The sequence below is a fragment of the Andreprevotia sp. IGB-42 genome (assembly GCF_009848685.1).
Lineage (GTDB): Bacteria > Pseudomonadota > Gammaproteobacteria > Burkholderiales > Chitinibacteraceae > Andreprevotia.
The window spans coordinates 103,337-128,520 of record NZ_WXTX01000007.1; the positions used below are offsets into that span (position 1 = coordinate 103,337).

The 25,184-nt window shown below is 61.6% G+C and carries 28 protein-coding genes; 12 read left to right on the forward strand and 16 right to left on the reverse strand.

Annotated elements, in window-relative coordinates; genetic code table 11:
- Positions 1-49: 49 nt before the first annotated feature.
- Positions 50-1,699: an MFS transporter gene (locus IGB42_RS12220; protein ID WP_159671957.1), complete on the reverse strand. Its 1,650-nt coding sequence runs from the start codon at positions 1,697-1,699 to the stop codon at positions 50-52.
- A 241-nt stretch (positions 1,700-1,940) separates the two neighbouring features.
- Here IGB42_RS12220 and IGB42_RS12225 point away from each other — a divergent pair, with 241 nt between their 5' ends.
- Entirely contained in the window at positions 1,941-2,837 is an 897-nt protein-coding gene (locus tag IGB42_RS12225; protein WP_236822569.1) for a LysR family transcriptional regulator, read from the forward strand.
- Positions 2,838-2,901: 64 nt separating this feature from the next.
- Here the strand turns inward: IGB42_RS12225 and IGB42_RS12230 are convergent, their stop codons facing one another.
- The 4 genes from IGB42_RS12230 to IGB42_RS12245 form a co-directional block, all read right to left on the reverse strand.
- Complete coding sequence (locus IGB42_RS12230; RefSeq protein ID WP_159671959.1) at positions 2,902-3,081, reverse strand: hypothetical protein; 180 nt, start codon at positions 3,079-3,081, stop codon at positions 2,902-2,904.
- Between the two features lie 156 nt (positions 3,082-3,237).
- Complete coding sequence (rpmG, locus tag IGB42_RS12235) at positions 3,238-3,393, reverse strand: 50S ribosomal protein L33 (RefSeq protein ID WP_159671961.1); 156 nt, start codon at positions 3,391-3,393, stop codon at positions 3,238-3,240.
- Positions 3,394-3,404: 11 nt separating this feature from the next.
- On the reverse strand, positions 3,405-3,638 hold the full coding sequence (gene rpmB / locus IGB42_RS12240) for a 50S ribosomal protein L28 (RefSeq protein ID WP_159671963.1): 234 nt from the start codon (positions 3,636-3,638) through the stop codon (positions 3,405-3,407).
- 119 nt (positions 3,639-3,757) lie between these two features.
- Positions 3,758-6,166: a DNA translocase FtsK gene (locus IGB42_RS12245; protein ID WP_159671965.1), complete on the reverse strand. Its 2,409-nt coding sequence runs from the start codon at positions 6,164-6,166 to the stop codon at positions 3,758-3,760.
- On the opposite strand from IGB42_RS12245, the gene IGB42_RS12250 reads away from it, so the two are divergent.
- Complete coding sequence (locus IGB42_RS12250) at positions 6,165-6,335, forward strand: hypothetical protein (protein ID WP_159671967.1); 171 nt, start codon at positions 6,165-6,167, stop codon at positions 6,333-6,335. The genes IGB42_RS12245 and IGB42_RS12250 overlap by 2 nt on opposite strands.
- Positions 6,332-7,285, forward strand: a complete 954-nt coding sequence (locus tag IGB42_RS12255; RefSeq protein WP_159671969.1) for a 2-hydroxyacid dehydrogenase — start codon at positions 6,332-6,334, stop codon at positions 7,283-7,285. Before IGB42_RS12250 ends, IGB42_RS12255 begins: the two co-directional genes overlap by 4 nt.
- Before the next feature lie 23 nt (positions 7,286-7,308).
- Here IGB42_RS12255 and IGB42_RS12260 read toward each other — a convergent pair whose 3' ends face one another.
- From IGB42_RS12260 to flhB, 11 genes are all read right to left on the reverse strand, one after another.
- Positions 7,309-8,055 carry a 1-acyl-sn-glycerol-3-phosphate acyltransferase gene (locus IGB42_RS12260; RefSeq protein ID WP_159671971.1) on the reverse strand — a complete coding sequence of 249 codons (747 nt, stop codon included), beginning with the start codon at positions 8,053-8,055 and terminating at the stop codon, positions 7,309-7,311.
- A 28-nt stretch (positions 8,056-8,083) separates the two neighbouring features.
- Positions 8,084-8,824, reverse strand: coding sequence for a flagellar motor protein (locus IGB42_RS12265; RefSeq protein WP_159671973.1), 741 nt, complete (start codon positions 8,822-8,824; stop codon positions 8,084-8,086).
- 11 nt (positions 8,825-8,835) lie between these two features.
- The gene (locus IGB42_RS12270; RefSeq protein WP_159671975.1) at positions 8,836-9,582 is read right to left on the reverse strand and encodes an RNA polymerase sigma factor FliA; all 747 of its coding nucleotides are present in this window, start codon (positions 9,580-9,582) and stop codon (positions 8,836-8,838) included.
- A 78-nt stretch (positions 9,583-9,660) separates the two neighbouring features.
- Positions 9,661-10,257 carry an ABC-type transport auxiliary lipoprotein family protein gene (locus IGB42_RS12275; RefSeq protein ID WP_159671977.1) on the reverse strand — a complete coding sequence of 199 codons (597 nt, stop codon included), beginning with the start codon at positions 10,255-10,257 and terminating at the stop codon, positions 9,661-9,663.
- The gene (locus IGB42_RS12280) at positions 10,254-11,297 is read right to left on the reverse strand and encodes an MlaD family protein (protein WP_159671979.1); all 1,044 of its coding nucleotides are present in this window, start codon (positions 11,295-11,297) and stop codon (positions 10,254-10,256) included. The genes IGB42_RS12275 and IGB42_RS12280 overlap by 4 nt, the downstream gene beginning before the upstream one ends.
- Positions 11,294-12,049 (reverse strand): ABC transporter ATP-binding protein, encoded by a 756-nt coding sequence (locus tag IGB42_RS12285; protein WP_159671981.1) that lies wholly within the window; start codon positions 12,047-12,049, stop codon positions 11,294-11,296. Before IGB42_RS12285 ends, IGB42_RS12280 begins: the two co-directional genes overlap by 4 nt.
- Before the next feature lie 3 nt (positions 12,050-12,052).
- A complete protein-coding gene (locus IGB42_RS12290) occupies positions 12,053-13,123 on the reverse strand; it encodes an ABC transporter permease (protein ID WP_159671983.1) in 1,071 nt (356 codons plus the stop codon).
- Between the two features lie 79 nt (positions 13,124-13,202).
- Positions 13,203-14,093: an AAA family ATPase gene (locus IGB42_RS12295; protein ID WP_159671985.1), complete on the reverse strand. Its 891-nt coding sequence runs from the start codon at positions 14,091-14,093 to the stop codon at positions 13,203-13,205.
- Positions 14,086-15,609, reverse strand: coding sequence for a flagellar biosynthesis protein FlhF (flhF, locus tag IGB42_RS12300; RefSeq protein WP_159671987.1), 1,524 nt, complete (start codon positions 15,607-15,609; stop codon positions 14,086-14,088). The genes IGB42_RS12295 and flhF overlap by 8 nt, the downstream gene beginning before the upstream one ends.
- A 77-nt stretch (positions 15,610-15,686) precedes the next feature.
- Complete coding sequence (gene flhA / locus IGB42_RS12305; RefSeq protein WP_159671989.1) at positions 15,687-17,780, reverse strand: flagellar biosynthesis protein FlhA; 2,094 nt, start codon at positions 17,778-17,780, stop codon at positions 15,687-15,689.
- Between the two features lie 29 nt (positions 17,781-17,809).
- On the reverse strand, positions 17,810-18,946 hold the full coding sequence (gene flhB, locus IGB42_RS12310) for a flagellar biosynthesis protein FlhB (protein ID WP_159671991.1): 1,137 nt from the start codon (positions 18,944-18,946) through the stop codon (positions 17,810-17,812).
- A gap of 112 nt (positions 18,947-19,058) precedes the next feature.
- On the opposite strand from flhB, the gene IGB42_RS12315 reads away from it, so the two are divergent.
- From IGB42_RS12315 to IGB42_RS21900, 9 genes are all read left to right on the forward strand, one after another.
- Complete coding sequence (locus tag IGB42_RS12315) at positions 19,059-20,198, forward strand: flagellar hook-length control protein FliK (RefSeq protein WP_159671993.1); 1,140 nt, start codon at positions 19,059-19,061, stop codon at positions 20,196-20,198.
- A gap of 171 nt (positions 20,199-20,369) precedes the next feature.
- Positions 20,370-20,909 carry a flagellar basal body-associated protein FliL gene (fliL, locus tag IGB42_RS12320; protein ID WP_159671995.1) on the forward strand — a complete coding sequence of 180 codons (540 nt, stop codon included), beginning with the start codon at positions 20,370-20,372 and terminating at the stop codon, positions 20,907-20,909.
- Between the two features lie 46 nt (positions 20,910-20,955).
- Positions 20,956-21,969, forward strand: coding sequence for a flagellar motor switch protein FliM (gene fliM / locus IGB42_RS12325; protein ID WP_159671997.1), 1,014 nt, complete (start codon positions 20,956-20,958; stop codon positions 21,967-21,969).
- A complete protein-coding gene (gene fliN, locus IGB42_RS12330; protein ID WP_159671999.1) occupies positions 21,962-22,399 on the forward strand; it encodes a flagellar motor switch protein FliN in 438 nt (145 codons plus the stop codon). Before fliM ends, fliN begins: the two co-directional genes overlap by 8 nt.
- Entirely contained in the window at positions 22,399-22,875 is a 477-nt protein-coding gene (fliO, locus tag IGB42_RS12335) for a flagellar biosynthetic protein FliO (protein ID WP_159672001.1), read from the forward strand. The genes fliN and fliO overlap by 1 nt, the downstream gene beginning before the upstream one ends.
- The gene (fliP, locus tag IGB42_RS12340; protein ID WP_159672003.1) at positions 22,872-23,612 is read left to right on the forward strand and encodes a flagellar type III secretion system pore protein FliP; all 741 of its coding nucleotides are present in this window, start codon (positions 22,872-22,874) and stop codon (positions 23,610-23,612) included. The genes fliO and fliP overlap by 4 nt, the downstream gene beginning before the upstream one ends.
- A 5-nt stretch (positions 23,613-23,617) precedes the next feature.
- Entirely contained in the window at positions 23,618-23,887 is a 270-nt protein-coding gene (gene fliQ / locus IGB42_RS12345) for a flagellar biosynthesis protein FliQ (protein ID WP_159672005.1), read from the forward strand.
- A 10-nt stretch (positions 23,888-23,897) separates the two neighbouring features.
- A complete protein-coding gene (gene fliR, locus IGB42_RS12350; RefSeq protein ID WP_159672007.1) occupies positions 23,898-24,686 on the forward strand; it encodes a flagellar biosynthetic protein FliR in 789 nt (262 codons plus the stop codon).
- 180 nt (positions 24,687-24,866) lie between these two features.
- Positions 24,867-25,184: a hypothetical protein gene (locus IGB42_RS21900; protein ID WP_174764211.1), complete on the forward strand. Its 318-nt coding sequence runs from the start codon at positions 24,867-24,869 to the stop codon at positions 25,182-25,184.

Sequence of the window (25,184 nt, forward strand, 5' to 3'; positions counted from 1 at the left end):
ACAAAAAAACAGGGCGCTGGTGCGCCCTGTTTTGCAGGCTGAAGCAGAATCAGTCGTTGGCGTAGATATCGCGATCCTTGGTTTCCGGCAGGAACAGCACGCCGATCACGAAGGTGGCTACCGCCACCACGATCGGGTACCACAGGCCGTAGTAGATATCGCCGGTAGCCGCGACCATCGCAAACGCCACCGTGGGCAGGAAGCCGCCGAACCAGCCATTGCCGATGTGGTATGGCAGCGACATCGAGGTATAGCGGATGCGGGTGGGGAACAGCTCGACCAGCATGGCGGCAATCGGGCCGTACACCATGGTGACGAAGATCACCAGGATGGTCAGCAGCAGGATCACCATCGGGTAGTTGATGGCCTTCGGATCTGCCTTGGCCGGATAGGCCGCGGTCTTGAGCGCATCGCCCAGCGACGTATTGAACGCATCGGATTGCGTCTTGAATGCCGCCTTGTCGAGCGTTTCGCCTTCGAAGCTGTCTACCTTGGTGGTGCCGACCGTCACGCTGGCCACGGTACCGGCTGGTGCCGCGACGTTGCTGTACGGAATGCCCTTCTTGGCCAGCGCGGATTTGATGATGTCGCACGATTGCTTGAAGGTGGCCTTGCCGATCGGGTCAAACTGGAATGCGCATTTCTCCGGGTCGGCAGTCACGACCACCGGCGATGTGGCCACCGCAGATTCCAGTGCCGGGTTCACGTAGTGGGTCAGCCCCTTGAAGATCGGGAAATACGCGACGGCGGCAATCAGGCAGCCCGCCATGATGATTTTCTTGCGGCCGATCTTGTCGGACAGCGAGCCGAAGATGATGAAGAACGGCGTGGCAATGGCCAGCGAAGCCGCGATCAGCAGGTCGGACGTATTCGATTCCACGCCCAGCGTCTTGGTCAGGAAGAACAGCACGTAGAACTGGCCGGTGTACCACACCACGGCCTGGCCAGCGGTGCCGCCAAACAGTGACAGCAGCACGATCTTGAGGTTGGGCCAGCGCAGGAAGGCTTCGGTCAGCGGTGCCTTGGAGTGCTTGCCTTCATCCTTCATTTTCTTGAAGACTGGCGATTCATGCAGTTGCAGGCGGATATATACCGAAACGATCAGCAGCGCGATGGAGACCAGGAAAGGCACGCGCCAGCCCCAGTCTTCGAATGCTTCCTTGCCGAAGCTGTTGCGGCATACCCAGATCACCAGCAGCGACAGGAACAGGCCCAGCGTGGCGGTGGTCTGGATGAAGCTGGTGAACAGGCCGCGCTTGTTCTGCGGTGCATGCTCGGCCACGTAGGTGGCGGCACCGCCATATTCGCCGCCCAAGGCCAGGCCCTGCAGCAGCCGCAGCACGATCAGGATGACCGGCGCCGCAACACCGATGGTGGAGTAGCTGGGTAGCAGGCCGACCACGGCGGTGGAGAAACCCATGATCAGGATGGTGACGAGGAAGGTGTATTTGCGGCCGATCATGTCGCCCAGGCGACCGAACACGATGGCACCAAAAGGGCGCACCGCAAAACCGGCAGCGAACGCCAGCAGTGCAAAGATGAACGCGGTGGTTTCATTCACCCCGGTAAAGAAATGCTTGGCGATGATGGCCGCCAGCGAGCCGTACAGGTAGAAGTCGTACCACTCGAAAACCGTACCGAGCGAGGAGGCGAAAATCACCCGCTTTTCGTCCTTGCTGATCACCGTCGTTGTTGCCATTTTTCTCTCCCCTGGGCCGGGTTAGCGGCGTACATGCTGTGCGGATCACCTATTGCGATGACTGCGCCAGACTCTAGTAAGCGTAACCGGGTTCGCGCCAATCGCAATTTCTGATGCGCGGAATCAGCATTTCTTATGCTGCATTGCGCGAAGCTTGCTGCTGCTGGGCTGCAAGGGTGTGCCATTTGCATAAGCGGGCGCTGATCGGGCTGCACCGTTGCTGTGCTTTGGGTGATAATCGATGGCTATGGAACTGTATCAACTGCGCACTTTTATTGCGGTCGCCCAGCAGGGGCACCTCACCCAGGCGGCCGAGCTGCTGCACCTGTCGCAACCGGCGGTGACCGCGCAGATCAAGGCGCTGGAAGAAGAGCTGGGCGTGTCGCTGTTCGAGCGCTACCCGGGTGGCGTGCAACTGACCGAAGCGGGCAAGACACTGCTGCCGGATGCCGAGCAGATGCTGGCGTTGTCGCGCGGCATGCTCAACCGCGCCAAGGCGCTGGCGGCCGAGCCCAAGGGCAAGGTGAAGATCGGTACGATCGGTGTGCCGGCACGGCTGAAGGTGGGGCCGTGGCTGGCCTGCCTGAAAGCGCGCTACCCGTTGCTGACGGTGCAGACCACGCATGGCATATCCGGCAGCGTGCTCAATGAAGTCCGCAAGAAAACGCTGGATGGCGGCTTTTACCTGGGCCGCAACCCGTACCAGAACGTGAATACGCTGCCGCTGTCGGAAATCCGTTTCTGTGTGGCCTTGCCGCCACAACGGCGTGCCGAGCTGGAAAATGCCGACTGGCAGACGCTGGGCAAAACACCCTGGCTGGGCGTATCGCAGTTTTCCAGTATTTCCGGCATCACCCAGGAGGTGTGGCGCATGCAGAATATTGCGCCGCGCAAGGTGGGCGAATCGGACGAAGAAGCGGTACTGGTAGAGCTGGTGAAGGCGGGCTTGGGCGTGGCGCTGCTGGCCGAACGCACCGCGCACCGCTTTGCCACCGATGGCTCGATTGCGCTATGGCGCGCCGGTGAGACGGTGATCTCCGCACCGCTGCAGTTCATCTATTCGGCCGACCGTGCCGAAGACCCGATGCTGGCCATGCTGCGCGAAACGCTGCTGGAAATCTGGCAACCCAGCGATTGAGCGCGCAGGCGGTCTTGGGCCGCGCGCAGCCGCAGACGTATAGGGCGCAGACTGCCGCCCGGCGTTACTTGGGTTCGACGCGCTGCTTGATCAGGCGGCCCACCAGCGATTTGGCCATCTTGTCTTCATCACTGGCGTTTTCCGATGAATCCTTGCCAAAACGGCTGGGCGAGCCCTTCTTGCGGATGTCTTCCTTGATCTTGATCGCGGCCAGTCTTTGCAGGTCGAAGTGGTTGATCGGCATGATGTTTTCCTGGGTAGATGCAATGCGCCGCCTTGTGGCGGGCATCGGGGTACTTCCGGTTCTGTGGTGTATGACGGGGCTGCCCGCAGGCAGTTCCATCAAATAAAAACCCCGCCGAAGCGGGGTTTTCGAGTATGCGGCACCGGAACAACAAGCTTATTTAAGCTTGGTTTCCTTGTACAGCACATGCTTGCGGACAACCGGATCAAATTTCTTGATTTCCAGCTTTTCCGGCATGGTGCGCTTGTTCTTGGTCGTGGTGTAGAAGTGACCAGTACCAGCGGACGACTCGAGCTTGATCTTTTCACGCATGATTCTTTACCTTACAGTTCGCCGCGGGCGCGCAGGTCGGCGAGAACGACTTCAATGCCATTCTTGTCGATGGTGCGCAGTGCAGCGTTGGAAACGCGCAGGCGTACCCAACGGTTTTCGCTTTCGACCCAGAAACGGCGGGATTGCAGGTTCGGGAGGAAGCGACGCTTGGTCTTGTTGTTGGCGTGGGAAACATTGTTCCCGGACATCGGACGCTTGCCGGTGACCTTACATACTCGTGCCATGATAAAAATTCCTGACTTCGGAAAAAGCGGATTTATAACACGATCCGCTGCTTGGGTTCAAGCCCAAATTTGGGCAAAGGAGACACCGACGCAACAATGCATTGCATCGGGCGAGGTGTTTATTCGTGTGCTGGGGCAAGTACTGTGCGGTTGCCGTTGGTTTCCATCGGGCTCACCAGTCCTGCCTGCTCCATCTGTTCGATGAGGCGTGCGGCGCGATTGTATCCGATTCGCAGCTGTCTCTGCACTGAAGAAATGGATGCCTTGCGACTTTTCAGCACAAATGCCACGGCTTCATCGTACAGCGCATCCGTTTCGTTGCCTTCGCTACCACCGCTTTCCCACGGTGCGCTGCCGCCTGCAGCCTCGGCTTCGAAGCCGCCGTTGAGGATGCCGTCGATGTAGTCCGGCTCGCCGAATTGCTTCAGGTGTTCTACCACTGCATGCACTTCGTCATCTGCGCAGAATGCACCGTGCACGCGCTGCGGGTAACCGGTGCCCGGCGGCAGGTACAGCATGTCGCCTTGGCCCAGCAGCGCTTCGGCGCCCATCTGGTCGAGGATCGTGCGCGAATCGATCTTGCTGGAAACCTGGAAGGCAATCCGCGTGGGGATGTTGGCCTTGATCAGGCCGGTGATCACGTCCACCGAAGGGCGTTGGGTGGCCAGGATCAGGTGGATGCCGGCCGCACGCGCTTTCTGTGCCAGTCGGGCGATCAGCTCTTCGATCTTCTTGCCGGCCACCATCATCAGGTCGGCAAATTCGTCTACCACCACCACGATGAAGGGCAGGTGTTCCAATGGCTCCGGGTTATCGGGCGTCAGCGTGAACGGGTTGGTGAGTTTCTGGCCGGCTTTTTCGGCATCCTTGATCTTCTGGTTGAAGCCGGCCAGGTTGCGCACGCCAAAGCTGCTCATCAGCTTGTAGCGCTTTTCCATCTCTGCCACACACCAGTTGAGTGCGTTGGCGGCCAGCTTCATGTCGGTGACTACCGGGGCCAGCAGATGCGGAATGCCGTCGTACACGGACAATTCCAGCATTTTCGGGTCCACCATGATGAAGCGCACTTCATCGGGCGTGGCCTTGTACAGCAGGCTGAGGATCATCGCGTTCACGCCCACCGATTTGCCCGAGCCGGTGGTGCCGGCCACCAGCATGTGCGGTGCCTTGGCCAGATCGGTCACCACCGGTTTGCCGGTGATGTCCTTGCCCAGCGCCATGGTGAGCTTGGAACTCATATGGTGATACGGTTCGGACGAAATGATCTCGGACAGCCGGATGGTCTGGCGTGACGGGTTGGGCAGCTCCAGACCCATGCAGGTCTTGCCCGGTATGGTTTCCACCACGCGGATGGAAATCAGCCCCAGCGCACGGGCCAGATCGCGCATCAGGTTGACGATCTGCGCGCCTTTCACGCCCACTGCCGGTTCGATCTCGTAGCGGGTGATCACCGGGCCGGGGTAGGCGGCAATCACCTTCACCTGCACGTTGAAATCCGCCAATTTGCGTTCGATCAGGCTGGAAGTGAATTCCAGTGTTTCGTTGCTGATGGTTTCTTGCGCCACCGGTGCCGGGGCCAGCAGCGAGATGGGCGGCAGCGCATCGTTGCCTGCCCTGGGCGCCATGGCAGGCGCACGTACCGGCGGCAGGTCTTCGATTTCGAACAGCATGGGCTGCGCAGCCTGGCGCTCGGCCTCGATCTGTTGTTTTTCCTGGGCTTTTTTCTCTTTTTCCAGCTTGCGTTCCACAGCCGGGGCCACCGGTACTTCCAGTTGCGCGGCTTCGATCTTGATCGGTGCGTGGTCTTCCTGGCGCTTCTTCTCCTCGGTGACCTTGACCTTGCGGTCCTCGGCGGCCTGGCGGCCGATCTTGCGATCCTGCGCGGCTTGCCAGCGGTCGCGCCCGCTGATCCAGATCCATTCGAGCATGGTGCCGAGTTTTTCCATCACATCCAGCCAGGAGATGGTGGTGAACAGCGAGAAACCGATGCCGAATATGGCCAGCAAGGTCAGCGTGGCGCCGGCAAAGCCCAGCCCCAGGTACAGCCAGCTACCCAGCGCATAGCCGAGAATGCCGCCAGGTGCCAGCGGCAGCGCAATCTGCATCGAGTGCAGGCGCAGTGCTTCCAGGCTGCAACTGGCCAGCAGCATCAGCGTGAAGCCGCTGCATGCCAGCAGGATCACCGGGCGGGATGATTCGGTATTCACGCGGTCGATACGGCGGTAGCCCCACAGGATGGCGGCAAAGCAGAACGGTACCCACCACCACGCAGACAAGCCGAACAGCGACAGGAAAATATCCGCCACCCAGGCGCCCAGCCAGCCGCCGCGGTTCTTGATCTCGGCCTGCGATGCGCTGTGCGACCAGCCCGGATCAGCCTGGTGGTAGGTTGCCAGCGCCAGTACCAGGTAGAGCACCACGGCAACCAGCAGCAACCACCAGGATTCGCGCAGCAGGTTGGCCAGCGGTGCAGGCAGCGCATTGCGGGACGACGCATTCGCGACGTTTTTTTTACGGAAAACGGCCATGGGCAGACTGCAGAAATCGGTGATGGACGATTATAGCCATACCGGGCTTGCAGAAGCGTTTCGCACACACGATCGGGCTGCGCTGCTGCTATTTGCGTTCCTTGCCGGCGGATTTTTTGGCAGCATGGCGCTTTGCATGCACGCATCACAGCGGCCAACACAGCCATGACTACGTCATCCTCACGCCCCACCGTCCTTGTCACCACGCCTTTGCTACCTTCGCTGCAGGTTGCCGTGGAACGTGATTTCATCGTACTGAAGCTATGGGAGGCAAGCGACCGCAACGCCTTGCTGGCCGAGCACGCCACAGCGGTGCGCGCAGTGGTCACCACCAGCTTTGTCGGCGCGGATGCGGCGCTGATTGCCGCATTGCCGGCGCTGGAAATCATTGCCAGCTTTGGCGTGGGTTACGATTCCATCGATATTGCTGCCGCGCAGGCACATGGCGTGGCGGTGACCAATACTCCCGGCGTGCTGTGCGATGGCGTGGCTGACTGTGCACTGGCCTTGCTGCTGGCGGTATCGCACCGCATCTGCGAGGCAGACCGCTTCGTGCGGGCCGGGCGCTGGCCGCAGCAGGGCTTTGGGCTGGGGCGCTCTCCGGCCGGCAAAACCTGTGGCATCGTCGGCATGGGCGGCATCGGCCGCGCGGTGGCTACGCGTGCGGCGGCATTCGGTATGCGCATCGCCTATCAGGGGCCGCGCCGCAAGGCGGATCTGGATTACGCCTACCACGCCGATCTGGCCGATCTGGCCGCCGCATCCGATTACCTGGTGCTGGCGCTGCCGGGCGGTGCAGAAACGCGCCACACGGTGGATGCCACGGTGCTGGCTGCTTTGGGCGCGCAGGGCGTGCTGATCAACGTGGCGCGCGGCTCCGTCGTCGATGAGGCTGCGCTGGTCGCGGCATTGCAGCAAGGCGTGATCGCCGGTGCCGGCCTCGATGTATTCGAGGATGAGCCGAATGTGCCTGCCGCGTTGCTGGGCATGGATAACGTGGTGCTATTGCCGCATATCGGCAGTGCCACCGAAGAAACCCGCCAGGCAATGGGCGAACTGACGTTTGCCAATCTCACTGCCTGGGCGCAGCGGCAAACATTGCTTACCCGGGTGGTGTAGCTGCTTGCCAAGCGTGGCAGCGCTTACTCGAGGAAGCGCGCCTGCCAGCCCAGGAAAAGCTGGTAGGCATGGGCGGAGTAGCTTTCCCGGTCGGCAAAATCAGCCGGGTCCAGCACATCGAACACGTGATAATTAGCGGTGTGATTGGGGGCGGTGATGATGCTGCGGATCTTCTGCAGCAGGTTTTCATCCGGGCCCCAGGCAAATGCCTGCTGCGCCTCGTAATGCAGGAACACCGGCACGATGGGCACGCCGGTTTCCAGCGACACGGTAAACGCGCCGTAGAGGAATTTGTCCCACAGCCGGCGGCCCTTGCAGCCGCCCTCCGGGTAGAGCGCGATATTCTTGCCGCCGCGCACGCCATCTACCATCGCCTGTACGGCGGCCTGGCGCGAATCCTTGTTCTCCCGCTGCACGAACAGTGTGCCGGCAGCCTCCGCGATGCGGCCGACAAACCACCACTTGCGCACTTCTTCCTTGGCCAGGCTTACCACCGGGAACAGTGCCGGGATGCCCACGTCTTCAAACGCGGAAGGGTGGTTGGCGATCAGGATGAAGTGTTCCGGCAGTGGCCGGGTATTGTGCTGGTGCAGGCGCAAATCCACGCCCAGCGCGCGCACGAAGCACATGCACCAGCGATGGAACAGCGCAGGGTAGAAGCGGCGCGTAATGCGCATGGGCAGGCGCGCCAGCAGCATCATGGCCACGGTGAACAGCAGCAGATCGAGCCATGCGGCAAGTTGTTTCAGGCGGGCCAGCAACCACAGCATCAGGGGGACGCCTTGCAGGGGAACATGCTTACAGGATAAACCCGGCCAGCTTGTTTTCCAGCAAACGCGGGTTTTCGCCATTGGCGATCGATACCAGCCCTTCCAGCAGCATTTCGCGGCGGCGGATCTCGATGTTGATGTGGTGGCGCAGCTTGTTGGAGATCGGCAGGAAAATCAGGTTGGCCGAGCCCACGCCGTAGATGGTCGCTACAAAGGCCACGGCGATACCGGCGCCCAGCTTGCCCGGATCGGTGAGGTTTTCCATCACATGGATCAATCCCATCACCGCACCCAGAATGCCGATGGTGGGCGCGTAGCCGCCGGCCGATTCCCAGATCTTGGCGGCAGCGCGCGCGCGCGATTCAAAGGCATCCACATCCAGCTCGAGTGCACGGCGGATGGTTTCCGGCTCGGCCCCATCCACCAGCATGGTCAGGCCGCGCTTCACGAACGGGTCCTTTTCGCTGCCGATGAATGCTTCCAGCGACAGCAGGCCGCCACGGCGCGCGTGCTGGCCCCAGTTGACCAGCGTGGTGAGTACCCGGCGGAAATCCTGCATCGGCGGCACGAACACCCACTTGGCCATTTTCACGCCGGCAATGAAGTCATCCATGCGGCTTTGCAGCATCACCGCACCGATGGTGCCGCCCATCACGATCAGGAAAGCGGTGAGCTGGAACAGCGAGGCGATATGCCCGCCTTCCAGCCATTGGCCGAACACGATTGCGGTAATGCCGAGAATGAGGCCGGCAATGCTGATTTTATCCATACGTGTCCGTGTTATCTGGCAAGCCAGTCCTTGACCTTGCTGCGCAGCCGGGCAATGGCCTGGCTATGCAACTGGGAAACGCGCGATTCGGATACACCGAGCACCGCGCCGATTTCCTTCAGATTGAGTTCTTCATCGTAATAAAGCGCCATCACCAGCTTTTCACGCTCGGGCAGCAGATCGAGCCCGGCCACCAGCAGTTTGCGGAAGCCGGCGTCCGACATGGCCTCCAGCGGATTGGCGCTGTGATCGGCAACAAACTGGTCCAGCGTGTCGTTGCTGCCGTCTTCGCTGTCGAAATCGTCGTAGTACAGCAACTGGTGGCCGCGTGCATCGCCCAGCCGCTGCTGGTATTCGTCCAGCGGCAGATCCAGCGATTTCGCCACTTCCGCTTCCAGTGGCGCCCGGCCGTATTCCTGCTCCAGCTTGTGGACTGCGGCATCGATCTCGCGCATGTTGCGGCGGGTCTGGCGTGGCATCCAGTCTGCGCTGCGCAGTTCATCAAGCATGGCACCACGTATGCGCTGCGCGGCAAAGGTTTCGAACTGCACGCCGGCATTGGGATCGAAATTGCGGGTGGCTTCCATCAGGCCCATCAGGCCCACCTGGATCAGGTCGTCGACTTCTACGCTGGCCGGCAGGCGCGCCACCATGTGATAGGCGATTTTCTTCACCAGCGGCGCATGCTGCTGCACGCGATCGCTGTCGCTATCGTTCTGGGTCTTGCGATAAAGGTGCAGGGCGCGTTGGGTCGGCATGGACAGATTATCTGTTGGCAGATTTGAGTGTAGCCGAGGCAGCAGGGTGAGGCGAGTCGCGAAAAACCGCGATGTTGCTCAATGCGCCTGCATCAATGCGGTTTCAAAATCGCGGAACACCTGGGCCAGCGCAGCGTCTGCAGCGGCAGCGATGCTGTCTGCGGTCACGGTAGCCAGCACGCTGCTGGCACTGAAGGTCTGATCCACCAGCAGCGCTTGCGTTCCTTCATCCTGCAGCCGCAGCCGTACGCTGATACTCACGCTACGCGGCTGGCCGGGGCGCAGGTCGACGTCGAACCGCGTCAGCTCGCCCTCGATGCGGTGCTGCGCGGCGATCGGGCCGGGGCCCACGACATGCGCGGTGATGCCGCTAGCAGCCAGCCAGTCGCGCAGGCGGGTGCTGATTTGCTGTGCTGGCGGCGCCATGTAACCACGGTATGGATCCATCACGTAGCGCTGGTCGGTTTCGCGGTAGACAAAGCGCGGCGTATCGTAGGGGGGCGCTGCACGCAGCGGCATCAGCCGCAGGCTGTCATAGCGCTGTGCCAGCGCTGCACCACTGCGCGTGCTTGCCAGCAGGTAGTTGTTTTCCTGTGGCGGCGTGGTGGGCAGGCTGCATGCGGTGAGCGTGGAGCCCAGCAGTCCGGCAAGCAAGATCAGGCAGATGTTTTTCATCGGGCAGGCAATGGGTAGGGCGAGGGCGGAGAGCTGAACAGCAGGCTCGACGGGTTGTTGCGGGTCTGGTCAAGCAACTGGCGCAGTTCGATGCTGGCCGCGTGCAGGTTGTCGAAGGTCGATTCAAGCTGCTGGTCGCGGCTGGAAATCAGTTGGTCAAGCTGGCGCGTGGCGTGATCGAGCTGTTTGAGTGTATCGGCAAGCGCGGGGCCTTCCAGCAGCTTGCGCGCAGCCTTGGCGCTGGCGGCAATATCGCCAGGAGCCGATTGCAGTTCGGGATCGGATACCAGCGCCTTGAGCGAGCGGTTGGTTTCGCGCAGCTCGCTCATCAATTGCAATGCCTGGTCACCGGTGGCCTTGATCGGCGTTGCCCTGATTTCCTGAAGCAGCGCCAGCGCGGTATCGCTCAGCTCGCGGGTTTTCAGGTCGGTGATGGCCTGGTTGCTGCTGTCGAGCGTGCGGTTGAGCTTGGCCAGCGTATCGGCGATATCGACTTTCTCCAGCTTGGCTACCAGGTTTTGTGCAGCGGTCACGATCTGCACTACTGCGCTGCGCGCGGACGGCACGTAGATGGCCTCCGGTGTCCACTTGATCGGCAGCGGCGGGTTGCGCGCAGGGTCGGTGAAATCGATTTCCAGGTAATTGGTGCCGGTGAGACCCTGTGGGGCGATGCGGATGCGCAGGCCACGGGCAACTTCGGTACTCAGCTGACTGGAATCGGGCAGTTTGGCGCTGCCAAACAGTTCCGGCTGCAGTTTGGACTCCACCAGTACGTACTGGCTGCGCGATGCGGGCGGCAGGTCGAGCTGATATTTGGTGTGCGTGAACGAGATCTTGCTGATTTCCCCGACAGTCACGCCACGATATTTGACCTTGGAGCCGACATCCAGCCCCTGTACCGATTCATCGAAGTAGGTCTCCATCAACACGGTCTTGGTAAACCAGTTGCCGGCACCAAAGGCGACCAGCAGCATGCTGCCAAGAATGACGGCGGCGAGGACGAAAAGGCCGAGGCGGAAATGGCCGGCGTTGCTGTTCATTCAGTTTCCCGGTTGAAGAAGCGCCGCACCGGTGCACTGGGCGGGTGATCGCGCAATGTTTGCGGGGTATCGAGCGCAATGACCCCCTTGGCTGATTTATCCAGCATCAGCGCGCGGTCTGCAATGGCGAAAATACTGGCAAGCTCATGCGTTACTACCACGAAGGTCAGTTTCAGCGTGCTGGCCAGCCGTTTGATCAGTGCATCAAGCTCGGCGCCTGTCACCGGGTCCAGCCCGGCGGAGGGTTCATCCAGGAACAGGATGCGCGGGTCCAGCGCCAGCGCACGCGCGATGGCGGCGCGTTTCTGCATGCCGCCCGATAGCGCTGCCGGCATGTAGTCGGCATACGCCTCCAGCCCCACCTGGCGCAGCTTGAGCCGGGCAACGACGTTGCGCGCCGCCGCATCCAGCGTGGTGAATTCGATCAGTGGCAGCAACACGTTGTCCAGCACGCTCAGCGAACCGAACAGCGCGCCGGATTGATAGGCTACGCCAAAGGTGCGCATCAGTGCCTGACGTGCTGCGCCTTCGGTGGCGGTAAGCTCGGTGCCATCCAGCCAGATGCGCCCGGTGCTCGGGCGTTCCAGCCCGATCATATGGCGCAGCAACGTGGATTTGCCGCAGCCCGAGCCGCCGAGGATCACGAATACTTCACCGGCCTGGACGTCGAAGCTGACCTCTTTGAGCACCACCACCGGCCCATAGGCGCAGGTGAGGTTCTCGACACGGATAATGGGCTGCTGATCCGGCATGCGTCACCACCCCAGGTAGTAATAAGCGAGGGCGAACAGCCCGTCTGTGACCACCAGGAACACCAGCGAGGTCACCACGGCCTTGGTCGCCGCTTCGCCCACCGCCTGCGCACCGCTGCCGGTGCGCAAGCCGCGCCAGCAGCCGATGGCGGCGATGCCGAAGCCGAAGATCGCCGATTTGGCGAGGCCGCCCAGGTAATCGGTGAGCGCCACCGTTTGCGTGACCTGTGCAAACGCGGTCTTGAGCGGAATATCCAGCGTCAACAGTACCAGGCCACCGCCAAACAGGCCGATCACTTCCGCCAGGACGGACAGCAACGGGGTCATCAGCGTGACGGCAACCAGCCGTGGCAGCACCAGGAAGCGCATCGGCTCCAGCCCCATGGTGGTGAGCGCATCGATTTCCTGGTTGGTTTTCATCGTGCCCAGCTCGGCAGCAAACGCGGCACCGGTGCGCCCGGCCAGCAGCACTGCCGTCATCAGTGGCGATAGCTCGCGCACCAACCCCAGCCCTACCAGGTTGGCGACGAACAGCTCGGCACCGAACTGCTTCATCGGGATGGCGGACTGGAAGGCGAGGATCACGCCCAGCAGGAAGGAAATCAGCGCGACGATGGGCAGCGCATCGGCGCCGGCACTGCCTGCAATCTGCACCGCGGCGCCCAGCCGGAAGCGGCGTGGCGAAATCAGCAATGTTTTCACCGCAATGGTGATGTCACCGATGAAACTGACGCGGTCACGCAGCGATGCCAGTACCGCTGCGGTGATGCCGCCCAGCCTGGCTACCCAGGGCTCGTGCGCGGGTGCGGGCGCGGTCGATAGCGGCTGATCGGGTTGCAGTTCGGCCAGCAAGGTGGCGTAGCCGTCGGCCAGGCCGTCTATCTTTGCGCCGCGCTGTATCAGCTCGAACAGCAGCGCTGCACCGGCGCCATCGCAATAATCGATGCCGCTGGCATCCACCCGGCTGGCCCGGGCGGCGCGGGCTGCAGGCCAGATGCCGGCAGCGCCGGCAGCATCAAGCCTGCCAGCGATCGTCATCACGTCGTTTTCGGCGTTGAGCGTGGCCTGGCTCATGGTGTGACGTGCCCTCCGGCTGTCCGGCCAGGCCGGACGGCAAGGTGACGGCGCGCCAATGAATTCGCCGCGCGCATCATCAGTAGTGCATGCGGTCAGTGAGGATCCGGCTCGATTCAACCAACCGGTAAACGAAATCGGATGCCCGGTCTGTACCGGCCGCGGGTTGGCGCCAGCGCAACATGGCATCGGCCAGTTGGCGGAACGCATGGCCGGATTCGGCATCCGGAAACGCATCGAGCACGGTCTTGCCCAGCCGCGTGGCGCGCTTGAGCAGTTCATCCTCGGGCACGAAGCCGATCAGCCGCAGCTGCACCGCGCTGCCCAGGTAATCCTGCGCCACGCGCTTGATGCGCTGGAACAGGAAGTTGGCCTCGGTCAGGCTGTCCACGCGGTTCACCAGGATGCGGAACTCGCGTCTTGCGTATTCGGTGTACAGCAGCTTGATGGTGGCATAGGCGTCGGTCAACGACTCGGCGCGCTCGGACACGATCACCACCACGTCATCGGCCGCCAGCGACAGGCTGGGCACACCGGGGCCGGTGGCCGGGCGGGTATCGAGCAGCAAAAAATCCGCATCGCCGGTAATGGCGTCGAATTCGCTGCCCAAGCGTGCCAGTTCGCGCTCGTTCAGTGCAGCCAGTGTTTGCGGCCTTGCCGATACCGGCAGCACGCTGAAGCCGGCCGTGGTGCTGAGCAGGGTATCGGCCAGCGGCACTTCCCGGCGCACTGCATCTTCGAAATCATAGCGCGGTGACAGGCGCAGCCGGTGTGCGGTATTGGAGAGCCCGCTGTATTCATCCAGCACGATCACTTCGCGCTGGCGCTCGGCCAAGGCGGCGGCAAGATGGATGGCAATGGTGGTGGTGCCCACACCGCCACGGCCACCGCACAGGCCCACGCTGCGGCATGCGGTGGGGGCGATCAATGCGCGCAAACCGGCGGCCTGATCCGGCCACTGGTTAGCCACGGACGGCCCCGAGGTTGAGCTTGATGTCCTTGTCGCTGCCGATGCCGGAAGCGCCCATGAACAGCGGGTATTCGTCATTCTGCAACTGGAAGGCCTTTTGCGTTTCGCCACGGAAAGTGCGGTCGATCAGGTAGTCGATGCGGGCACCATGCAGGTCTTCCGGCACGCGCTGGCCGTTGGTGACGAAGTGCAGCTTGAGCTTGTGGCGGATCGCCACGTCGAGACAGCCGCCCAGGCTCATCGCTTCGTCCAGCTTGGTGACGATGCAGCCGGACAATTGCTGGTTCTGATAGCGGCGCGCCACATCGTCCAGCGTGGCGGGCGCGGCATTGGCGGCCAGCAGCAGCAGCGTCTGTATCTGATCCTGATCGAACAGCTTCAACTGCTCGCCCACGCGGGTATCGCGCTGGCCCATGCCGACGGTATCGATCAGCACCAGATGGCGGTCGGACAGGTCGGCCAGCGTCAGCTCCAGGTCGGTATCATCTTTGACTTCATGGACCGGCACGCCAATGATGCGGCCGTAGATGCGCAACTGGTCGTGCGCGCCGATCCGGTAGCTGTCGGTGGTCAGCAGCGCCACCGATTCAGGCCCGTACATCAATGCACAGCGTGCAGCCAGCTTGGCCACCGTGGTGGTCTTGCCCACGCCGGTGGGGCCGATCAATGCATAGGTGCCGCCACGGGTAATCAGGTCTTCGCCATTGCTGGCTGCCGGCAGGTTGTGGGCAATCGCTGCTTTTACCCAGCGCAGCCCCTGCTCGAAACCGAGTCCGGAAGGCATCTTGTCGATCAGTTGGCGAGCCAGCGCCGGGCAGAAGCCCACCGCCAGCAACTGGCGCAGTGCTTCGAGTTTTTCCGGTGCATGCTTGGCCAGTTCACCCCACGCCATGCCGGCCAGCTGGCTTTCCAGCAGGCCACGCAACATGCGGATCTCGCGCGCGATGTCTTCCATCGCTTCCTTGTCCGCCGGATTGGCAGCGGGTTCGGGTACTTCCGGTGCATCGTCTTCAAAACGGAAGGTAGGCAGCTTTTCCGGCGGGCGTTTCGGAAACGCCGGTGCAGTGGCGGGCTGCGCCGCTTCCATCATCTGCTGGCGGGCCGTCGCGAAGTCCTGCAGCGTTTGCGCGGGCTTGGGGCGGTTGCTGCGTACCAGCAACGGTTCTTCATCGGCACTGCCATGGCTGGGCACGTCGTCGATGGTGGGTTCGTCGTCTTCGTCCGGTATCGCGTAGGAGCGGGCAAGGGCCTTGGAAACCGGCGCGGTGGGCTCCTGTGCGGAGCGCATCAGCCGGGCGCCATTCTGCACCGCGCGCGGGGTGGGCCGCGCTGCCGGGACAGGGGCGGTCTGCGTGCTGGTGATGGCCGCGACATCGGCATCGGCCACGGCCATGATCTCGATGCCGCCACCTGCTACCTGGCGGTTCGACAGGATGAGCGCGTCCGGGCCAAGTTCATCCCGAACCTGGCGTAGCGCATCGCGTGTCGTGGCACCGTAAAACTTTTTAACGACCATGTCCGGCTGCTGTTGTCCCTAGTTGAAACGAATTATGCCTGTTTTGCTACACCGTCCGGCGTATTTAAGGCGCTGGCCTAGCCTGCTGCCCCAAGCACGCCGACGATGCGGATGGTCTTGCTGTCCGGTATCTCGGTGTGTGCGATCACGCGCAGGTTGGGGATCGAGCGGCGCAGGAAGCGGCTCAGCATCGGCCGCAACTGCCCCGGCGTGATCAATACCGTATTCAAACCCTGTGCTTCCATCTGCTCCGTCAGTTGCGATGCCTGCTTGAGCAGGCGCTCCGCCAGGCCCGGTTCCAGTCCGCCCTGCGATTTGCCCGCTGCGGCGGACATCAGGATGTTTTCCAGCTGTGGCTCCAGCGCCACGACCGGCAATTCGTCCTCACCCGGGAATAACTGGTGGATGATGGCACGGCCCAGCGCCACCCGCACCGCAGCCGTCAGGTCATCGATATCCTGCGTGCGCGCCATTTGCTCGCCCAGCGTTTCCAGTATTGTCCGCAGGTCGCGAACATGCATCCCCTCTTCAAGTAAATTCTGAAGAACTTTCTGCAAAGTGCCAACCGGTATCACTTTTGGTACCAGATCTTCCACCAGTTTTGGCGCTTCCTTGGCGAAATGATCCAGCAACTGCTGCACTTCCTCGCGCCCCAGCATTTCGGCGGCGTGGCTTTGCAATACGTTGGAGATATGCGTGCCGACCACGGTGGATGCATCGACCACCGTATAGCCCATTGCCTGCGCGGTATCGCGCAGGCTGGCGTCCACCCACACTGCCGGCAGGCCGAAGGTGGGGTCGGTGGTTGGCGTGCCGGGCAATTGCCCGGCTGCGTTGCCCGGATTGATCGCCAGCCATTGGCCCACATAGGCCTCGCCCATGCCCACGTCCACGCCCTTGAGCTGGATGCGGTACTGGTTGGGCTTGAGCTCGAGGTTGTCGCGGATATGCACCGCAGGCACCAGGAAGCCCAGCTCCTGCGCGATTTTCTTGCGGATGCCGCGGATGCGCCGCAGCAGCTCGCCATCCTGGTTGCGGTCCACCAGCGGAATGATGCGGTAGCCCACTTCGAGGCCCACCGGGTCTACTGGCTGCACATCGTTCCAGCTGACTTCCTGCAACGGCTGATCGCCCGGCACCTGGCCGGCACCCGGTGCACCGCCTGGCTGCGCTGCACCACCGGCGGGTTTGGGCGGCGCGAGCTTCTTTTTCTTTTCCTTGTCGTCCAGCCACCAGGCAAGCCCGCCAGCCATCGCGGCCATCAGCAGGAAGGCCACGTGCGGCATGCCCGGGATCAGACCAAGGATGGTCATCACGCCGGCGGTCACATACAGCACCTGCGCTTTGGCGAACATCTGGCCCAGCAATTGTTCGGACAGATCTTCATCGGTGCCCACGCGCGATACCACCACGCCGGCCGCCACCGAGATGATCAGGCCCGGAATCTGCGCAACAAGGCCATCACCGATGGTCAGCAGCGTGTAGGTCTTGCCGGCTTCGGCAAACGGCAGATCGTGCTGCACCATGCCGACGATCAGGCCGCCCACGATGTTGATCAGCATCACCATGATGCCGGCCACCGCATCGCCGCGGACGAATTTGCTGGCACCGTCCATGGAGCCGAAGAAGTCTGCTTCCTGCGAGATATTGGCGCGCCGTTTGCGCGCGTCTTCCTCGCCGATCAGTCCGGCGTTCAGGTCTGCATCGATGGCCATCTGCTTGCCGGGCATCGCGTCCAGGGTGAAGCGGGCGCTCACTTCGGCGATCCGGCCGGCACCCTTGGTGATCACCACGAAGTTGATGATGGTCAGGATGACGAAGGAGATGATCCCCACCGTGAGGTTATCGCCAATCAGCACGTGGCCGAACGCTTCGATCACCTGTCCGGCCGCACCCGCGCCGGCATGCCCCTCGGTCAGCACCAGTTTGGTGGATGCGACATTGAGCGATAGCCGCAACAGCGTGGTGAACAGCAGTACGGTAGGGAAGCTGGAGAACTCCAGCGGCTCACGCGTGTACAGGCTGACCATCAGCACGATGATGGAGATGGCGATATTGAACGTGAAAAAAAAGTCGAGAATCGGCGCGGGCAGCGGCAGGATCATCATGCCGAGCACCATCAGCACCAGCGCGGGGCCGGCCAGCCGGGTCAGATTGAAATTACGCCACACGTTTCGACTAGGGTCCTGGGTTCAAGCTGCTATTCGATTGCACCGGGATCAAGCTCTTCCGGCACGGGTAATGCATCGTTCAGTTGCGGCTCGTCACCGCCGTAACGATGCCAGTGCTTGAGCTGATAGATGTAGGCCAGTACTTCGGCTGCGGCAGTATACAACGCGGCCGGGATCTCCTCGCCCAGTTCCGCATGGTGATACAACGCGCGCGCAAATGGCGGTGTGCGCACGATGGATACCTTGCTGTCCTTCGCGATGTCGATGATGCGCTCTGCCAGCAGGAAAGACCCTTTGGCCACGACCTGCGGCGCGCGCATCTGCTCGGTGTACTTGAGCGCCACCGCGTAATGGGTCGGGTTGGTGACCACCACATCGGCCTTGGGGATTTCGCTCATCATGCGCTTTCTGGCCGCTTCGCGTTGCAACTGGCGGATGCGGCCCTTCACTTGCGGGTCACCTTCCGATTCCTTGGCCTCCTGCTTGACCTCTTCCTTGGTCATGCGCAGGCCCTTGGTGTAGTCCCATAGCTGGTAGGGCACATCGATGGCCACGATCAGCAACATCGAGCCCGTCACCGTCAGCAAGGTGAAGCGGATCATCTGCCACAAGTACAGCAGCCCGCTGTCGGGCGGCATGGTGATCAGCTGCAGGAACTGTTCGCGTTCGTGCCAAATCACCCACGCGGCGACGCCGCCGATCAGGCCGGACTTGAGGATGGCTTTGCCCATTTCCACCAGCGCACGTACCGAGAACATCCGCCCTATGCCCGTCAGCGGGTTCATGCGGGCAAAATTGGGCATCAGTGGTTCAAACGTGAACAACCAGCCGCCAATCAGCAATGGCGTGACGATGGCGGCAATTGCCGTGGCGGCAAAAATGGGCAGGCAGGCGGTCAGCGCTACACGGCATGCGGCAATGAAATGCTCGCCCATGAATTTGGGGTTGGCCAATGTGGCGCGATCGAAGCGCAGTTCGTTCTGCATCACGCCGGATAGCACGTGAAAGAGATCGGGCGCGGTGGAGAGGAAGGCGACCAGACCGCTCATGACCACGGCAAACGTCACCAGCTCTTGCGAACGGGGAATCTGGCCTTTGCCACGCGCCTCCTCCAGCCGTCGGCCCGAGGGTTCTTCCGTGCGTTCGAGATCGGAATCTTCGGCCATGCTGCCTCCTTCAGCGCAGTAACAGTAGCGGTTTCAACCATGGCCTGAAGTGGCTTGCGAAGCTGGCCCGGGATTTGCTTATACCCTGGGTAATTGTTCCAGGAGTGCAGTCATGACCAGCGCAGTCAATCTTGTTGCCACACGGCTCGGCGAGTCACGCCAGAGTAACAGCAAAGCCGATAAGCAGGGCGGCGAGGATCAATTCGGCTCTACCCTGGCCAAGGAAATGGCACCCAAGGCACCCGCCGACGGCAGCGCCGAGCCGCAAAAAAATACCGTGCCAGCCAAGGATGCATCCGCGAAGCCCGCAGATGCGGACACGCCCACCGAAGCGGTGGAAACCACCGAGGCCGCGCCTGCGCAGACGGTGGAGTCGTGGCTGGCCATGCTGCAGAACATGCAATTGCCAATTGCCCAGCCCAAGAGCGCGGACACCGGCAAGGCCGGTGACAAGCTGGCCGCACTATCGGGCAAGGACGACAAGCTGGCCTTGCTGGCAGGCGGCAAGGAAGCCGCCCTTGGCGATGCCTTGCTGGATAAAAGCAAGAAAGACGGTGGCGGTATCGATCTTGCCCGGTTGATCGGCGGCGATGCACAGGCAGCCAAAGCGGAAGAAATTGCCGTGCTCGGTAAAACTTTGCCGGATGATATCGGCAAGAGCAGCAAGGACCTTGCCGCTGACTTTGCCAGCCAGCTCAATCACCATTCGGCGCAGTTGGGACAGAAATCCGCTTCTGCCGACGTTGCTGCAGCAGCCGTCGCCAAGGCCCCTTCGCACCATGTGCAGGAAACCGTGGGCGATAGCCGCTGGGGTGATGCGGTTGCACAACGCGTCTCGCTGATGCTGAACAAGCAGGAGCAGCACCTGGAAATGCAGCTCAATCCGCCCAATCTGGGGCCGATGGAAGTGAAGCTCACCATGGCCGGTGACCAGGCCAGCGTCACCTTTACGTCGCAACAGGCCAGCGTGCGTGAAGCGCTGGCGGCCGCCACGCCCAAGCTGACCGCCTTGCTGGCGGATCAGGGCATCACGCTGGCCAACGTGCAGGTGGCATCCGATTCGCTGAACCAGCAGGCACAGCAACAGCAACAGGCTGGCCAGTTCCAGCAGCAATCGGATGCGCGTGAGCAGGCACGCCAGCGCGTGTTTGGCGGTGGCGACAATCTGATCGACAAGACGGTCATGCAGACCGCAGTGTGGACAGATATGAAACTGCCGGTGGCGCGTGGCGGACTGAATCTGTACGTGTAAGAACTACTTCATGCCAATGGATTAAAAGTCAACTCTGAGGAGAAACGGCTTACTGCTTGTTTTACCTAGGTTTTTGAATTATAAATGGCTTGGCGTCCAAGCGCTTACTGCCCCAGCTGCGCCTGGGGCATTTATACTTGCGCACCCCGATTCGCGACCAGGTGAAAAAATATGGCAGAAGCCAAGACCGAAAAAGCCCCGAAAAGCAAAAAAGGCTTGTTGTTGATTATCGTGATCATCCTGCTGCTGCTGGTGCTTGTACTGGGCGGTGTGGCGGTGTTCCTGCTGATGGGCAACAAGGATCCGTCAGTGGATGAGGCCGTGGCTGAGGCTGCGCATAGCCAGGAAGCCGAGCCGAAGAAGAAAGAAAAGAAGAAGGAAAAGAAAGACGCGCATCCGCCTACGTTCGAGAAGCTGCAGCAAGTGACGGTGAATCTGTCCAATGGCGAGCAGCAGGCGGTGTTGCAGACAGACATTTCGCTGGAAGTGGCGGATGCGGAAACTTCCGAGCAGGTAAAGCAGTACTTGCCGAAAATCCAGAGCCAGATCAACCTGTTCCTCAGCGCGCAAAAGCCGGACGAGGCGCGCGATGTCACCAAGCGTGACAAGCTGGGCAAGGATATCCGCCACCTGGTCAACAAGATCCTGGGCGTGGAAGGCGAGGAAGAGGGCGTGCTCTCGGTGAATTTCACTACATTTATCGTGCAATAAGCCGATAACCCGGTTATCCGGATAACGACGGCGGACTATAGAGACCATGGCAGACGATATCCTTTCCCAGGAAGAGGTCGACGCGCTACTGCGCGGTGTGACCGGGGAGGAGGACAGCAACGACGATCAGGTCGATGCGTCGTCGGTGCGCGCCTACGATATTGGCCGGCAGGAACGTATTGTCCGCGGCCGGATGCCGACGCTCGAAATCATCAACGAGCGCTTTGCCCGCTATCTGCGGATTGCCCTGTTCAACTTCATGCGCCGCAATGCCGAAATCTCGGTAGGGCCGGTGCGGGTACAGAAGTACAGCGAGTTCATCCGCAACCTGGTGGTACCCACCAACCTCAACCTGATCAACATGAAGCCGCTGCGCGGCACCGGCCTGTTCATTTTCGATCCGGACCTGGTGTTCCTCGTGGTGGACAACCTGTTCGGCTCGGACGGTCGCTACCACGTGCGCGTGGAAGGGCGTGATTTCACGCCGACCGAGCAGCGCATCATCCAGCGGCTGCTGGATGTGGTGTTCGAGGAATACCAGAAAGCCTGGAAGCCGGTATTCGAATGTGAATTCGGCTACCAGCGTTCAGAAATGAATACGCAGTTTGCCAATATCGCAACGCCGACCGAAGTGGTGGTGGCGTATACCTTCAAGATCGAACTGGGTTCGGGCGGCGGGGATTTTCACGTGTGCTTCCCGTATTCGATGATCGAGCCGATCCGCGACATGCTCTACAGCACCATGCAGGCGGACCGCATCGAGGCGGATACCCGGTGGGTAAGCTTGCTGAAGAAGCAGGTGCAGGGAGCGGAAGTGGACCTGGTTGCCAACCTGGGTAATGCCAGGATCACGCTGGGCGACATCATCAACCTCAAGGAGGGTGACGTCATCTCGATGGACGTGCCCGAGGCCATCGTGGCCGAGGTGGATGGCGTGCCGGTGCTCGAATGCAAATATGGTATTCTGAATGGCCAATATGCATTGAAAGTGAACCGCATCCTCAATGGCGCTGATGCCGACATTGTGGCGACAGACGGTCAGGGGGAAGGCAATGGCTGAAGATACCGTGGCGCAGGACGACGACGCAGGCATGGACGACTGGGCTGCTGCCATGGCCGAGCAGGCCGAGGTGGATGCGGCCAGCGCGGCTGCACCGGAGGCGCCGTCGATGCAGGCGGCCGATATTTTCGAGCGCTTCGATACGCCGCAGATTGCCGGCAATACCTCCGGCAACATCGACATGATCCTCGATATCCCGGTCACGCTGACCGTGGAGCTAGGGCGGACCAAAATTGCCATCCGCAGCCTGCTGCAACTGGCGCAGGGCTCGGTGGTCGAACTCGACGGACTGGCCGGCGAGCCGATGGATGTACTCGTCAATGGCTGTCTGATTGCGCAGGGCGAAGTGGTGGTGGTGAACGACAAGTTCGGTATCCGGCTGACCGACATCATCACCCCGGCAGAGCGTATACGCCGCCTGCACAAGTAATGCCGCGCATCCTGTCGCGGTGCACGCCGCTTGTTGTTGCCCTGTTGTCTGCCGCCCATGCCGGTCATGCTGCCGTGGCTTCCGCTTTTTCTCCCGCTTCTGCAGTCGCTTCCGCACCGCTTGCCACACTGTCCGCACCGTCACTGAGTGGCCAGTTCGTACAGGTGATCGTTGCGCTGGGTCTGGTGCTGGGGCTGATCGTTGCCGTGGCATGGCTGATGCGCCGCTTCACCATGCTGCCCATGGCAGCTGGCGCGCGTTTACGCGTGGTATCGGGCGTGATGGTCGGGCCGAAAGAGCGGGTGGTCATTGTCGAGATCGACGACACCTGGCTGGTGCTGGGTGTGACCGCGCAAGCCGTCAACAAGCTGCACGAGCTTCCCAGGTCCGTACAGCCCGCTGCAACCCCCGGGCCGGCGATGCCGGCCTTTGCCGAGCGGCTGGCGCGCGCGCTGATGCGCAAGGATCCGCAATGAAGCGCTATCTGCCCCTTTTGTTGCTGCTGCTGGGCAGCACCGCGCTGGCGGCCGATGCCGGCATTCCGTTCATGTCGGCCACGCCGGCGGCCGGCGGCACCAATTATTCGCTGCCCATCCAGACACTGCTGTTCCTGACGGCGCTCACCTTCCTGCCGGCGTTGCTGCTGATGATGACGGCGTTCACCCGCATCATCATCGTGCTGTCGCTGTTGCGCCAAGCGCTGGGCACCATGCAGGCGCCGCCCAATCAGGTGATCGTGGGGCTGTCGCTGTTCCTGACCTTCTTCATCATGGCGCCGACCTTCGACAAGATCTACGCCGAGGCATACCAGCCGTATTCCGAACAGAAAATCACCTTCAACGAGATGCTGGACAAGGGCTCGGTGCCGTTGAAGGAGTTCATGCTCAAGCAGACCCGCCAGAAAGACCTGGGGTTTTTCGTGGAAGTGTCCGGCATGCAGAAACCCAATGGCCCGGAAGATGTGAGCCTGCGCGTGCTGGTGCCGGCCTTTGTGACCAGCGAATTGAAAACGGCTTTCCAGATCGGTTTTCTGGTGTTCATTCCCTTCATCATCATCGACTTCGTGGTGGCGAGTATCCTGATGGCCATGGGGATGATGATGGTGTCGCCGGTGATCATCTCGCTGCCATTCAAGTTGATGCTGTTCGTGCTGATCGATGGCTGGACGCTGTTGATGGGCTCGCTGGTGCAAAGCTTCATGCTTGGAGGATAGCGGTCATGACACCGGAAACAGTCATTACCGAAGTACAGCGTGCGATGGAAATGCTGGTATTGCTGGCCGGCCCCATGCTGCTGGCGGCGCTGGCCACCGGGCTGATCGTGAGTATTTTCCAGGCCGCCACGCAGATCAACGAGGCCACGCTGTCATTCATCCCCAAATTGCTGGTCGCCTTTCTGGTGTTCGTGCTGGCTGGGCCATGGATGATTGAAACCGCCATGGATTACACCATCCGGCTCTTCCAGAGCATCCCGACCTTGATCGGTTGATCCGGCCGTGATGTTCACTGTCTCGCAGGCGCAGATCGAACTGTGGCTGGGGCTTTTCTGGTGGCCATTCCTGCGGATTTTCGGCTTGCTGCTGAGTGATCCGTTCTATTCCAGCCGCTCCATTTCATCACCGGTGCGCGTTGCGCTGGCCATCCTGCTGGCGATGCTGGTCAGCCCGCTGTTGCCGCCGCTGCCGGCGATCAATGTGGTATCGCCTGCCGGCATCCTGATTGCGGTGAATCAGCTGATGATCGGCCTGATGATCGGCTTCGTGGCCCGGCTGCTGTTTACCGCGGTAGAGCTTGCCGGCCACCTGATCGGCCTGCAGATGGGCCTGAGCTTTGCCACAGCCTATGATCCGGTGCATGCCACACAGGTGCCCATCGTGGCACAGTTTCTCAGCTTGGTGACCTTGCTGCTGTTCCTGTCCATGAACGGTCACCTGATCATGATCAGGGTGGTGGTGGACAGTTTTACGCAAATCCCCATCGACGTGCGCCCGTTGGGTGCCGATGCATTCCGTCTGGTGGCGGAGCGCGGCGCCATGGTGTTCCGGCTTGGCATGTTGTTGTCGTTGCCGGTGGTGGGAGCGCTGTTGATTGCCAACCTGGCCATCGGCGTGATGACGCGCGCCGCGCCGCAGCTCAATGTGTTTGCGGTGGGCTTTCCGCTGTTGCTGGGCATCGGCCTGGGCGCGCTTTACCTGGTGTTGCCGTACTACCCGCCCTATATCGATTCGATGGTGGGCGACCTTACCCGCTTCCTGGCCAAGCTGATGGGGGCGCTGGCCACGCACTGAATCTGTTTGCAATCGCGGCAGGAAGTGGCGCAGCGGGTGAGGCGCAGCGCAAAGACCGGGTGTACGCGTGGCCATGTGGATGTTTGGCTGCGGATAAGCGCCGATCGGCGCTTCGCAGCCAGATCGCATGCAGGCTCCGGGTGCGGCGCGCGTGCATTTCCTGCGTTCTGCAGGGCTGTTATGCTGCACGCCCTGTCCCCGTTTGGCGCCTGCCTGATGTATATCCTGCTGATTGGTTATCTGTATGTGGTCGTAATGTATGCAGCCGGCACAGGCGACCCTGCCAAGGCAGCTGTATGGATTGTCTTGCTGGGTATCCTGCCCACCTGGCTGCTGGTGTGGATCAAGCGGCGTGGCCAGCTGGCGCGCCGCCGCAAGCTGCAAGAGGCGCAGCAGGATGCTACCGCGCGTGCGGTGGAAGCGGGCGCGGCTGCAGTGGGTGACAATGTGGCGGGTGAGGGCGTAGCCGGTACCGATGCGGGCACAGGCGGGCGCTGA